At 61.9% G+C, this 12,365-nt stretch carries 13 protein-coding genes; 5 read left to right on the top strand and 8 right to left on the bottom strand.

The genetic code is table 11. The features are described 5' to 3' along the window. Window positions 1-53 precede the first annotated feature (53 nt). Window positions 54-1,442, top strand: coding sequence for an adenosylhomocysteinase (gene ahcY, locus GOX88_RS17445; RefSeq protein ID WP_170404680.1), 1,389 nt, complete (start codon window positions 54-56; stop codon window positions 1,440-1,442). A gap of 57 nt (window positions 1,443-1,499) precedes the next feature. On the opposite strand, the gene GOX88_RS17440 is transcribed toward ahcY, so the two are convergent. Beyond that, on the bottom strand, window positions 1,500-2,147 hold the full coding sequence (locus tag GOX88_RS17440) for a DUF899 family protein (RefSeq protein ID WP_170404677.1): 648 nt from the start codon (window positions 2,145-2,147) through the stop codon (window positions 1,500-1,502). A 198-nt stretch (window positions 2,148-2,345) separates the two neighbouring features. On the opposite strand from GOX88_RS17440, the gene GOX88_RS17435 reads away from it, so the two are divergent. After that, window positions 2,346-2,687 carry a DUF2853 family protein gene (locus GOX88_RS17435; RefSeq protein ID WP_170404674.1) on the top strand — a complete coding sequence of 114 codons (342 nt, stop codon included), beginning with the start codon at window positions 2,346-2,348 and terminating at the stop codon, window positions 2,685-2,687. A 219-nt stretch (window positions 2,688-2,906) separates the two neighbouring features. Here the strand turns inward: GOX88_RS17435 and GOX88_RS17430 are convergent, their stop codons facing one another. Genes GOX88_RS17430 through tsaD form a run of 4 tightly spaced genes read right to left on the bottom strand, consistent with a single transcriptional unit; the run spans window position 2,907 to window position 5,656 of the window. Continuing rightward, window positions 2,907-3,329, bottom strand: coding sequence for an EVE domain-containing protein (locus tag GOX88_RS17430; protein WP_170404671.1), 423 nt, complete (start codon window positions 3,327-3,329; stop codon window positions 2,907-2,909). After that, a complete protein-coding gene (locus tag GOX88_RS17425; RefSeq protein ID WP_170326081.1) occupies window positions 3,329-3,598 on the bottom strand; it encodes a YciI family protein in 270 nt (89 codons plus the stop codon). Before GOX88_RS17425 ends, GOX88_RS17430 begins: the two co-directional genes overlap by 1 nt. A 1-nt stretch (window position 3,599) precedes the next feature. Then, a complete protein-coding gene (locus tag GOX88_RS17420; RefSeq protein WP_170404668.1) occupies window positions 3,600-4,562 on the bottom strand; it encodes an NAD(P)H-dependent glycerol-3-phosphate dehydrogenase in 963 nt (320 codons plus the stop codon). Beyond that, a complete protein-coding gene (gene tsaD / locus GOX88_RS17415; RefSeq protein WP_170404664.1) occupies window positions 4,559-5,656 on the bottom strand; it encodes a tRNA (adenosine(37)-N6)-threonylcarbamoyltransferase complex transferase subunit TsaD in 1,098 nt (365 codons plus the stop codon). The genes GOX88_RS17420 and tsaD overlap by 4 nt, the downstream gene beginning before the upstream one ends. Window positions 5,657-5,741: 85 nt before the next feature. Here tsaD and GOX88_RS17410 point away from each other — a divergent pair, with 85 nt between their 5' ends. The 3 genes from GOX88_RS17410 to GOX88_RS17400 are packed head-to-tail and all read left to right on the top strand — an operon-like array spanning window position 5,742 to window position 9,282. After that, entirely contained in the window at window positions 5,742-6,467 is a 726-nt protein-coding gene (locus tag GOX88_RS17410; RefSeq protein WP_254443358.1) for a uroporphyrinogen-III synthase, read from the top strand. A gap of 54 nt (window positions 6,468-6,521) precedes the next feature. After that, window positions 6,522-7,721, top strand: coding sequence for a COG4223 family protein (locus tag GOX88_RS17405; RefSeq protein WP_170404657.1), 1,200 nt, complete (start codon window positions 6,522-6,524; stop codon window positions 7,719-7,721). A 10-nt stretch (window positions 7,722-7,731) separates the two neighbouring features. Then, window positions 7,732-9,282: a heme biosynthesis protein HemY gene (locus tag GOX88_RS17400; RefSeq protein ID WP_170404654.1), complete on the top strand. Its 1,551-nt coding sequence runs from the start codon at window positions 7,732-7,734 to the stop codon at window positions 9,280-9,282. On the opposite strand, the gene GOX88_RS17395 is transcribed toward GOX88_RS17400, so the two are convergent. Genes GOX88_RS17395 through GOX88_RS17385 form a run of 3 tightly spaced genes read right to left on the bottom strand, consistent with a single transcriptional unit; the run spans window position 9,279 to window position 12,365 of the window. Continuing rightward, entirely contained in the window at window positions 9,279-10,313 is a 1,035-nt protein-coding gene (locus tag GOX88_RS17395; protein ID WP_170404651.1) for an ABC transporter substrate-binding protein, read from the bottom strand. The genes GOX88_RS17400 and GOX88_RS17395 overlap by 4 nt on opposite strands. Then, window positions 10,310-11,701, bottom strand: a complete 1,392-nt coding sequence (locus GOX88_RS17390; protein WP_170404648.1) for a sensor histidine kinase — start codon at window positions 11,699-11,701, stop codon at window positions 10,310-10,312. The genes GOX88_RS17395 and GOX88_RS17390 overlap by 4 nt, the downstream gene beginning before the upstream one ends. Then, window positions 11,694-12,365: a response regulator transcription factor gene (locus GOX88_RS17385; protein WP_170404646.1), complete on the bottom strand. Its 672-nt coding sequence runs from the start codon at window positions 12,363-12,365 to the stop codon at window positions 11,694-11,696. The genes GOX88_RS17390 and GOX88_RS17385 overlap by 8 nt, the downstream gene beginning before the upstream one ends.

Genomic DNA, 12,365 nt, shown 5'->3' with positions numbered 1-12,365 from the left:
CCCAAGGAATGCTAGGGGCAGCCCGAACGTGATTTACCTCAATGGAGCACCTGATGGCCGGGGACTATATCGTCAAAGACATTTCATTGGCCGGGTTCGGCCGCAAAGAGCTGGACATTGCCGAAACCGAGATGCCGGGCCTGATGTCCCTGCGCGCAGAATATGGTGAAGCAAAGCCGCTGAAAGGCGCGCGGATCGTCGGTTCGCTGCACATGACAATCCAGACCGCTGTACTGATCGAAACGCTGGTGGCGCTGGGTGCGGACGTGCGCTGGGCGTCGTGCAACATCTTCTCGACGCAGGACCACGCCGCCGCCGCGATTGCCGAGGCCGGTATTCCCGTTTTCGCCATCAAAGGTCAGACGCTGGAAGAGCATTGGGATTATCTGGACAAATCCTTCCTGTTCGACGAAGGCCCGAACATGATCCTGGACGATGGCGGCGACGCGACGCTGTACATCCTGCTGGGCGCACGCGCCGAAGCGGGTGAGGACATCATCCCCGTTCCGGGTTCGGAAGAGGAAGAGGTGATCAAGGCGCAAATCGCCAAGCGTATGGCAGCATCCCCGGGCTGGTTCACCAAGATGCGCGACCAGATCCAGGGCGTGTCCGAAGAAACCACCACCGGTGTGAACCGCCTGTATCAGCTGGTGAAAGACGGCCACCTGCCGTTCCCGGCGATCAACGTGAACGACTCGGTCACCAAGTCGAAATTCGACAACAAATACGGCTGTAAGGAATCGCTGGTCGACGGTATCCGCCGCGCCACCGACACCATGATGGCCGGCAAGGTTGCCGTGGTCTGCGGTTATGGCGACGTGGGCAAAGGCTCGGCTGCATCGCTGCGCGGGGCTGGTGCCCGTGTGAAAGTGACCGAAGTCGATCCGATCTGCGCGCTGCAAGCTGCGATGGACGGGTTCGAAGTCACCCTGCTGGAAGACGAAGTCGCCAGCGCCGATATCTTCATCACCACCACCGGCAACAAGGACGTGATCCGCATCGAGCATATGCGCGAGATGAAGGACATGGCCATCGTCGGCAACATCGGCCACTTCGACAACGAAATTCAGGTGGCCAGCCTGAAGAACCACAAATGGACCAACATCAAGGAACAGGTGGACATGATCGAGCTGCCCTCGGGCAACCGCATCATCCTGCTGTCCGAAGGCCGTCTGCTGAACCTTGGCAACGCCACCGGCCACCCGTCCTTCGTGATGTCGGCTTCGTTCACCAACCAGGTTCTGGCGCAGATCGAGCTGTTCACAAAAGGCGACGAGTATAAAAACGACGTCTACATCCTGCCCAAGCATCTGGATGAGAAAGTGGCCCGTCTGCATCTGGACCGCATCGGCGTGAAGCTGACCAAGATGGACAATGAACAGGCCGCCTATATCGGTGTGAAACCCGAAGGCCCGTACAAGCCCGAGCATTACCGCTACTGATTTCCGCAAGTATCGGAAATGAAACGGCGGCCGATTGGCCGCCGTTTTCTTTTGCCGTCAGCGTAGCGGTGGTACGAAATCCCCTCGGCCCTGCGGAGTGAAATCCAGTACGTTCCACAGGGGCCAGGCCGCATCCACATGCCGCGGGTGCCATTCGCTGGGCTCGAAAAACAGCTCAGAGCTCCAGAAGTGAGTGATACCATCCTGATCGCGCTGAAAGACGTTTAGGATCGGCAACTGGTTTCCGTCCTCGCTCTCGGCCAGATAGTCGCGCTGATAATCCGTACCAAGCGCGGAATACAGCGGCAGATCGTTCCATCCCATTTTTGCCTTGAGATGTGACAGTTTATCAGGGGTGTTTTGCGCTGCTACAGCAAAGGCAATTTTCTGTGTAATATGCGCGACTTGCCCATTCAGGCCGTCCAGAAACGCCGAGCACATCGGGCAGGGCGCCTGCGCGTCCGGACCATACATCAGCGAGTAGATCGCCAATGTGTCGTGATTGCCAAACAAAGACGACAACGCTGCAGGCTCACCCCGCTCTGAGTGGAAAACATAGTCCTGAGGAATTTCGCCGCCTTTGGGCAGGCTGCGCCGCAGGTTCGCGACATTCTCGATAGCCGCTCTCAGTTCGGTTTCCGCCTGCAGCAGGGTGTTTCGGGCGGTTCTGTATTGCGGGCTCTCATTCGGTAGCGATACGGGCATTGAGACCTCCTGATTCCAATTGGTTACCCTTGTTTAACATAAATGTTAAATAAAGGCATGCGAAAATCAAGCTGAGGGTCAAACGCATGGTCTTAGGGGGAATGCAGCGAATTTTTCCCTTTGTGCATTTTTTTCTGCCCGTTACCGTGTTTGCGGCGCTGGTATAGCCGGTAACCAATTTTGAACCAGGAGATGAAAATGGGAAAACGCGACGAGCTGATCGCTAAATACGCTGAAGATCTGAAAGGCAAATGCGGGATGGACCCCGATATGGACCTGCTGACCAAGGTCACCATAGGGTGTGGTCCGGCGATCTATGACGCCGACGCGTCGACCGTGGCGGCCACTCAGGAAGGTGAGCTTGAGACGGTCAAGAACAACTTCCTCGTCAAAAAGCTGGGTCTGGCGGATGGCCCCGAGCTGATGGAAGCGATCAACTCGGTTCTGGAAACCTATGGCATGTCCGAGCGCAACAAGTACCGTGCCGTGGTCTATTACATGCTGACCAAGCATTTCGGCAAAGAGGCCGTCTACGGCTAATCTGTTCGTTTCCCAATAAAACGCCCGCCTCCCCATCGGTGGGCGTTTTGTATTTGAAACTTATTTTAAAGACTTGGCATTTGAAACGCCTGCCGAAACCCGGCTATGGTCCAAGTATGACCAGGACGGTCAGAACCAGAGATTTCCATACGCGTGTGGTGAGTAGGGAGCACGCGGGGGTAGGGAAGGTTCTGCATCCGTCAGGACCTTCCCTTTTAATCAATCCGCCAGCGTTTCACCCAGGGCGCAGATCACCTGCCATTCGGCCGCGCTGACCGGTTGCACCGACAGACGAGAGTTTTTCACCAGCACCATATCGGCCAAACGCTCATCCGCCTTGATCTGGTCCAGCGTCACCGGTGTTTTGAACGGCCGTACCGCCTTGATATCCACGCATTCCCAGCGCTCATCGTCGGTGGTGCTGTCGCGATGGGCCTCGGCGCAGACCTCGACGATACCGACAATCGCCTTGTCCTTTTGTGAGTGGTAGAAAAACCCACGATCGCCAACAGCCATCTGCCGCATGAAATTGCGCGCCTGATAGTTGCGCACGCCGTCCCATTCTTCGCCCGCATCGCCTTTGGCAACCTGCTGGTCCCAGCTCCAGGTCGATGGCTCGGATTTGAACAGCCAATACGCCATCAGCCGATGACCTTCTTCCACGGGATCAGGTCGACGGACTGGAACAGCCCTGCCTTGGCATAGGGATCGTTTTCGGCCCAGATTTCGGCCGCGGCCATGTCTTCGACCTCGAGGATCACCAGCGAGCCGATCATCGCGTCACCGTTCAGCAGCGGACCGGCCTGCGAAACGACGCCGGTTTCCTCGATATAGGCCAGATGGGCGGCGCGGTTGTCCAGCCGGGTCTGCAGGGCGCCGTCCTTGTCACGGGCGATGAGGGCGATCAGCATGTCATTCCTCCTTGAGGGGTCGATTGAGCAGGGTTTCGATGGCTTGCGGGACACTGTAGAGGCCGTGGCTCAGGTCCGCCACCGTGGCGCTGATGGGCATGTCCAGCCCTTCATTTGTGGCGATCTCGGACATGGCCCGCGCCGTGGCGACGCCTTCGACCGTTGTCTGGGCGTCAAAAGGACAATTCAGACCCAAACTCAGGCCATATCGGTAGTTTCGCGACAGTTCGGACGAACAAGTGAGCACCAGATCCCCCAGCCCGGACAACCCCATCAACGTTTCCGGCTGTGCGCCGCGCATCAGGGCAAAGCGCTGCATTTCGGCAAACCCGCGGGTCATCAGGGCGGCGCGGGCGCTGTCGCCAAGGCCCGCTCCGATAGCAGCCCCGCAGCCGATGGCCATCACATTCTTCAACGCGCCGCCCAGTTCCGCGCCAATCACATCGGTGGTGCGATAAAGGCGCAGGTTGGCCGTGGTCAGTTCATGTTGCAGATCCTGGCTCAGCGTGTCATCGGCACAGGCCAGGGTCAGCGCTGTGGGTAGGCCACGCGCAATGTCATCGGCAAAGCTGGGGCCGGTCAGAAGGGCAGGATGCGCGTCCGGGATGGTTTCGCGGATCACCGAAATGGGGCCGAGGCCCGAGGACAGTTCGATCCCCTTGCAGCAGGCGACCAACGTCTTCCCCGCCAGAACCGAGGCGTGTTCCGTCAGGGCCGCACGTAGTTTCTGCATGGGTACGGCCAGCAACATCACGTCAGCGTCAACTGCATTCTGAATATCGGCCGTCACCGAGATCGCATCGGACAGCGTCACGTTCGGCAGACGTGCGGTATTCTCGCGGCTGCTCTGCATGTGCCGGGCTTGTTGGGCATCCCGCGACCACAGCGTGACCAGCCCGTTTCCGGCCAGTGAAATTGCCAGTGCCGTGCCGAAGGCCCCTGATCCCAGAACAGAAACACTCATGCCTTGGCACCTTTCTTGCCGCTGCCCAACATGGCGGGGCTGGTTTGATCCAAAGGCCAGCGGGGTCGGGCCGTCAGGTCCAGACCATCGCGGGCACCAGTGCGAAAACGCTCGATCCCGGCATAGGCGATCATGGCGGCGTTGTCGGTACACAGGGCCAGTGGCGGCGCGGTGAAACGCGCGCCTTTTTCAGCGCAAACAGTCTCTAACGCGCCGCGAATGGCGGAATTTGCGGCGACACCCCCGGCCACGGCAATCACCGGGTCCGACGGGTTTTCCTCCAGATATCGGTCCATCGCCCGGCGGGTTTTCTCGGCCAGAGTGTCCACGATGGCTTGCTGAAACCCGGCGCACAGATCGGCGCGGTCCTGACGGGTCAGACCGCCTTTTTCCGCAACGATCTGATCCCGCATCCGCATCAGCGCGGTCTTGAGCCCCGAGAACGACAAATCGCATCCCGGCCGGTCCAGCAGAGGCCGGGGAAAGCGGAATCGTTTGGGATCGCCCGACCGGGCCTCGGCCTCGACCGAAGGGCCACCCGGTTGCCGCAGACCCAACAGGCGGGCGGTCTTGTCGAAGGCTTCACCGGGCGCGTCGTCAATAGTGCCGCCCAGGCGGGTAAATTGCTCTGGCCCGTGGGCGATCAGGTATTGGCAGTGGCCGCCCGAGACCAGCAGCATCAGATAGGGAAACGCGATCCCGTCGGTCAGGCGCGGCGTCAGGGCGTGGCCCGCCAGATGGTTGACGCCGATCAGCGGCAGGCCGGTCGCCGCGCTCAACCCCTTGGCGCACATGACACCGGACATGACACCGCCGATCAGACCCGGCCCGGCGGTCACCGCGATGGCGTCGATATCGGCCAGGGTGAGGCCCGCGGCCTCTAACGCCTGAACCACGCAGATATCCAGTTTCTCGGCATGGGCACGGGCGGCAATCTCGGGCACCACGCCGCCGTAGGCGCTGTGCAAATCGGTCTGGCCATGCACGATGGAGGACAGCACTTCGGCCTCTGCGCCATCCGTTTGGCGCACCACGGCTGCGGCTGTGTCGTCACAGCTGCTTTCCAATCCGAGGACGGTAAGTGTTTGCACCATTGGCCTGATCCGTTACACCTTGGTTGCCAAGCGGGGTATCACCCCGCGCGGATGCAAACAATCCCAAGGCGGAAGGCGCCGACTGTTGTATTTGCTGATGACCCGCCCGCGCGCTGCCTCTGAACGGTTCGTTGCGCAACTGCCAACCCGCACCAGATCACGGGTCGAAGTCATCTATTCTCCGATCCTCGAAATCAGGCCGCTGCCGATCAGCGTTGATACAGACGGGGTGCGTGGGCTGATCTTTACCTCGGCAAACGGGGTAAATGCAGCCATCGCGCAAGGGCTGTCGCGGGATATGCCTGCGTTCTGCGTCGGTCCCGCCACCACGGGCACCGCCAAAAGGGCCGGGTGGCAGGCCCAAATGGCCGGTGCAACTGCCGAAGAGCTGGTGGCCTATTTGCTGAAGCATCGGCCTGAAAGCCCGTTGTTGCATCTACGGGGCGAACACAGTCGGGGCAATATCGCCTCTCGCCTGACCGAGTCGGGCCTGACCGTGCGCGAACAGCCCGTCTATCAGCAGCGCCTGTTACCGCTGACATCCGAGGCAGCCGCGGCCGCAGACGGAGATACACCGGTCATCGCGCCCCTCTTTTCGCCCAGAACGGCGCGACAATTTGCCGATATCTGGGCCGGTTCGGCGCCTTTGTGGCTGGCCGCAATCAGCGAAGCGACGGCAGAATCCCTTTATTCCTTGGACTATGCGCGCCTGAAGATCGTCAAAGAGCCGACCCCGAAGAAAATGCAGAAAGCCGTTAAAAAGCTTGTGGAACATGCGATGCGGGTTGAGGGCGGCGAGACCACCTATTAACCTAGAGTGGCCTGTTATTCATGTGAAATTGGATTCGATAAGGGGAACATTGCGGTGGCTGGTAAGAAGAAATCCGATCAAAAGCCGGTGGAAGACCCCAAATCCGAGGAGACGGTCGAATTCACCTCGCAGCAGGAAGAGCCGTCTGTTGACTCAGACGCACCCGTAGAAGAGGCCCTTTCCGAAGCCGAAGCCGAAGCCGAAGCCGAAGCCGAAGCCGAAGCCGAAGCCGAAGCCGAAGCGCCCATTGCGGCGGTTGCAGACAAACCCGCCGAACCTGAACAGGAAAAACGCGGCGGCTTTGTGCCGGCCCTGCTGGGCGGTGTGCTTGCGGCCGGGATCGGGTTTGCTGCGGGCAGCGCGGGTCTGTTCGGGTCGGGTGAGTCAGACGGCCTTGCAGCGCTTGAGGCGAAGCTCAATGATCAGTCCAGCCAGATCGCGGCGCTGACGAAATCTCTGGCCGACAATTCTGACAGTTCGGACGTGGACAGCAAAATCGCTGCCCTAACCGATCAGATCACACCGCTTGGCGCGGAACTGGACGCGGTGAAATCCGGCCTCGACGGGCTGGCGGGCAAGATCGATCCTCTGGCCAGCCGTCTGAGCGATCTGGAAAGCGGTGCGCTGACGCAAGGCGCCTCGCCCGAGGTCTCGGCCGCGTTTGAGGCCGAACTTAAGAAACTGCAGGACTCGCTTGCCGCGCAGCGCGCCGAGGTCGAGAAAATGGTTACGGACGCGCAAGCGCTTGAGGCGCAGGCCGCCGCCAAGGCGCAGGCGGCCACCAATGCATCGATCCTGTCTCAGGTGCATAGCCAACTGGACGCAGGCCAGCCCTATGACGGTCTGGTGGCTGACCTGACAGCCGGCGGCGTGAGCGTGCCTGAGGCTCTGTCCGCTCCGGCAAAAGAAGGCGTTGCTACCCTGGCTGCCCTGCGGGACTCGTTCGCGCCCGCAGCCCGCGCAGCGCTGGCCGATGCGCGTAGCGCGGACAAGGCTACGGGTCTGGTCGCATTCCTGCAGCGCCAGACCGGCGCGCGCTCGGTCTCTCCGCAAGAGGGGGACAGCCCGGATGCGATCCTGTCCCGGGCCGAGGCAGCGCTGGCGGGCGGAGATATTGCCGCGGCGCTGACCGAACTTGATACTCTGCCCGATGCGGCCAAGGCGGCACTGGCGGATTGGGAACAGACGGCCCAGACGCGGGTGGCTGCCGTGGACGCCGCAAATGCGCTGCAATCCAGCGTAAACTCGAACTGAAGGACCTGCCATGCTGTGGTCATTGTTAAAGATCCTTGTTTTTGTAGCGATTATCGGCCTGCTGGCCATGGGCGCCATGTTCCTGATGGAAACTAGTGGCGGCGTGCAGATCACGGCGTGGGGTCAGGAATTCACGCTGGGGCCGCTGCAATCGGTGATCGCGCTGGGTGTGCTGGTTGTCTTGATCTGGGTGTTCTTCAAGCTGCTGACCCTGCTGATCGCGACGCTGAAATTCCTCAACGGGGACGAGACCGCGCTGTCGCGCTATTTCGACCGCAGCCGCGAAAAGCGGGGCTATCAGGCGCTGTCTGATGGCCTGATGGCGCTGGCCTCGGGCGAGGGGCGCGTGGCGATGAACAAGGCCTACAAGGCCGAGAAGCTGCTGAACAAGCCCGAACTGACCAACCTGCTGGTGGCGCAGGCGGCCGAGATGAACGGTGACACCAAAAAGGCGTCCGAAACCTACAAGAAGCTGGTCACCAACAACGCCACCCGTTTTGTCGGGGTGCGTGGCATCATGAAACAGAAGCTGGCCGAGGGCGATGACGAAACAGCCCGTAAACTGGCCGAAAAGGCGCTGGCGATCAAACCGCGCCATGCTGAAACGCAGGATATTCTGTTGGGTCTGCAGACCAAGTCGCAGGACTGGAGCGGCGCGCGTTCGACCCTGACCGCCAAGCTGAAGGCCGGTCATTTGCCGCGCGACGTGTTCAAGCGCCGCGATGCGGTGCTGGCCTTGTCCGAAGCCAAGGATATTCTGGCCGAAGGCGCAACGGTCGAACAACAGGAACACGCGATCGAGGCCAACCGCCTGTCGCCCGATCTGGTGCCTGCCGCTGCGATGGCTGCACGGGCCTATATCGAAAAGGGCAAACCGCGTGCCGCGACCAAGATCCTGAAAAAGGCGTGGGAAGTGCAGCCGCACCCTGATCTGGCTCATGCCTTTGCCGAGATCGCACCGGATGAAACCCCCGAGGCGCGGATCAAGCGGTTTACGGCGCTGACACGCATTCATCCCGAGAATCCGGAAACCCGCCTGATTCTGGCCGAGCTGAACATCGTGGCCGAGGATTTCCCCGAAGCCCGCCGGGCGCTGGGTGATGTGGTGGAAAAACAGGCCGATGCGCGCGCCTATACCCTGATGGCGGCGATTGAGCGGGGCGAGGGCGCCTCGGACGCGGTGGTGCAGGGCTGGCTGGCCAAGGCGCTGAACGCGCCGCGCGGGCCGCAATGGGTTTGCGACAACTGCCACGACATTCAGCCCGAATGGGCCCCTGTCTGTCAGAACTGCGGCAGCTTTGACACGCTCAGCTGGCAAACCCCGCAAACGCCCGAGATCGCAACTGCGACCGGCGTTCACATGCTGCCGCTGATCGTCGGCGCGCTTGAGGACAAGCAGGAACCCGAACCCGAGCCGGAACCCGAGCCGGAACCCGAAGTCGAAGAGGTCGAGGAAACGGCCGAACCCGAGGTCATCGAGATGGAGGCGGAACCGGTCCGGCCCGATATCGAACCGGCGGTCAATGCCGAGGGAGAGCCGGTGGTCGAGAAACAGGCCTAGCGCGCGGTTTCCACGTCAAAGGCGTCGTTCCACAGTTTGAACAGCTCTGCCCGGCGGTTCTGGTCCCGTGCGACCAGCAGCGCCGGGGACAGCGCGATAAAGCGGCGTGCGCTGGGGGTCAGGCCGGTCTCGGTCGCGTCCATAGGGGCCACAAGGCCGGAAGCCGCCAGCAGGTTCTGCGCCTCGGGTGACAGCAGGAAATCCAGAAACCCGGTTGCGGCGTCCTTGTTGCGGGCCTGCGCCGGGATCATGAGCGCGCGGGACAGGACCAGCGTGTAATCCTCGGGCAGGATCACGCCCACGCCGGGCGCATCGGCATTGGCCACATAAGATCCCAGAACGTTGTAGGCGATCAGGAACCGCCCCTCTGCCACGTCGCGGATGATCTCGGACGAACAGCAGGTGGCCACGGCGTCGATGCGGGCGAAGCCTTCGATCAGGGAACCAAAGGTCGTGGCCTCAAGACTGTCACCATAGGCGAAGAGATACCCCAGACCCGAGGCGGCAATGTCATAGGTCGCCACCCGGCCCCGCAGCAGATCGGGTTGCGTGCGCATCGCGTCCAGCAGGGCAAAGCGGTTGCGGGGGATGTGCTGATCTTCCAGCAACTCCTTGTTATAGGCGATGACGGCAGGTTCGGTGGTGATGCCCCACAGCTCATCCCGCCAGCGCCGTGCGTCCGGCAGGGCCTCGGTTCGGGACGAACGATAGCGGTGGGCACAGGCGGAATTAACCAGCCACACCATCTGCTGAATGGCCGAAGAAAACACCACATCAGCGGGGGTCTTACCGCCCTTGCAGACGGTACGGCTGTGTTGGAACAGCGCGTTCGAACCCCATTGTTCGTAGGTGATCACCAGGTCGGGGTTCAGCTCGACGAACCGTTCCAGAACCGGAGCGATGATGGCGATATCGGTGGTTGATCGGATTAGCATCGGGTCGTCTCCACCGCCGAAGCTGGCAGTGGCTTCCTGCGCGCTCAGGGTGCCGGGCAGGGCAAACATAAGGCAGAATAACAGGATGCGGATCATTCTATTCCCCTTGTGGCCGGAAAGCTGAGTGCCGCGCGGAATCCAGTTTCGTCGCGGGCCATTTCAACCGTGCCGTCAAAGGCCTCGGCCGTGGATTTCACGATGGACAGGCCCAGCCCGCTGCTGTCCTCGCCCGATCGGGTGGTGCGATTGAACCGGTCTCCGATGTGATCGGCGATGGGCGTGGCGGGGCCGGGACCGTGATCGCGTACCCACAAAATGGCGCTGTTGCCCTCTTGCGTCGCCCCGATGCTGACCGGAGGGTCGCCGTGCCGCAGCGCGTTGCCCAGCAGGTTCTTGGCAGCCTCACCGAGGGAAAAGGCATCCGCGTTCACCAGTACTGGGGTTTCTCCGATCTCCAGTCGTACTTCGACACCGGGCGCAACCAGTTCGTGATCGCTCTGTTCCAGTACGTCCAGCGCCACCTCGCGCAGATCAACGGGACGCCGGGGGGCGCTGTCGATACGGTGGATCACCATGGCGCGGGACAGCAGCTGATCCAGCAGGGTACCCAGCGATCGCGTCCGCCTCAGCAACCGGTCCAAGGCGCGTGCGCGGGCCGGGGGCTCGGGGTCGTCCTGCGCGATCTCGGCCTGCACACGAATGGCGGCAACGGGGGTGCGCAGCTGATGGGCGGTGTCGGCGATCAGGTTGCGCATCGTATCCACCTGCCGGTCGAGCCGCCCCATGAAGCGGTTCATCGCGGTCAGCATCACCTGCAGCTCACGCGGCAACCCGTCGCTGGCCATCGGTGTCAGGTCATGTGGATCGCGGCGCGTGAGGTCGTCGGACAGGGCCTCGAGCGGGCGCAGGGCGGACCGGGTGACAAACCACGACATGATCAGCAGCAAAACCCCTGCAACGGCCATGGGCAGCAGCGCGTCGCGCATCAGACCGGCGGTCATCATCTGGCGTGCGCGCAGGGTCTGGCCGACCAGCACCTCGACCTCGCCCGAAAACTCCCGTTCGGCAAACAGGCGGGCAACGCGGACAAAGCGGGCGGATTCCCCGTTCAGGTCGGCGGTGAAATAGAAGGGCGCGGTGCCGGGTTGCTGTGGCACCTCGATCACCGTGTCGCGGTCCAGCCCTGTGATGAACGGGCCACCGGGGACCTGCACCGCATAGAAAATCCGGTCATCCGGCGCCTGCGCCAGCAGTTGAAAGGCCGAGACAGGCAGGTCCACAAACGGCTCGCCATCCTGAATGCGCACGGATTCGGCGATATCGTTGGCCGCGCCCAGCAGCAGCCGATCATAGGCCTGCCGTGCGGCCAACCGGCCATTGGCCCAGATCGACAGCGCCACCAGACAGCCGCCCAGTATCAGGATCAGCATCACCGCGCTTAGCACACGCGCCGTCAGGCTGTGGGGCAGGTGCAGCCTAGCCATCCAGACCAATCCGATATCCCACCCCGCGCTGGGTGGTGATACTGACGGTACTGCCGGTGAACTTCTTGCGCAGGCGGGCGATGTACAGCTCAATCGCGTTCTCGCCCACATCCGCATCCTCGAACCCGTAAAGCGAGTCGTAGAGGCGCGTTTTCGACAGGTATTGCCCCTCGTGCCGGATCAGTGCGTCCAGCACGGCGGCCTCGCGGGCGGTCAGGTTCAGGCGCTTGCCCTCCAATGTGGCGCTGCGGTCCTTGGGGGCATAGATCAGCGGTCCCAGCGTGATCTGTTCGCTCTTGCGGTCGGCGTCCCGGCGGACGAGCGCGCGCAGGCGGGCCTCAAGCTCGCGTTGATCAAAGGGCTTGCCCAGATAGTCGTCGGCCCCCTTGTCCAAGGCGGCCACGCGATCCTCGACCGAGGTCAGCGCGGTCAGCATCAACACAGGGGTGCGATCCCCTGACGCGCGGATTTTGCCAAGGAAATTCAGGCCGGACCCATCGGGCAGATTGATGTCCAGCAGCATCGCGTCATAGCTTTGTACCGCGCGGAAATCGCGGGCGGATTCCACGGTTGTTGCCAGATCACACACCACGCCAGAGCGGGCCAGATGGGCCACGACGCCCTCGGCCAGATCCTCGGCATCTTCGATCATCAAAACGCGCAT

The sequence above is a fragment of the Ruegeria arenilitoris genome (assembly GCF_013030985.1).
GTDB classification, from domain to species: domain Bacteria; phylum Pseudomonadota; class Alphaproteobacteria; order Rhodobacterales; family Rhodobacteraceae; genus Ruegeria; species Ruegeria arenilitoris_B.
Note: the sequence above shows the minus strand (reverse complement) of the source record. Positions and strands in the feature narration are given on the sequence as shown.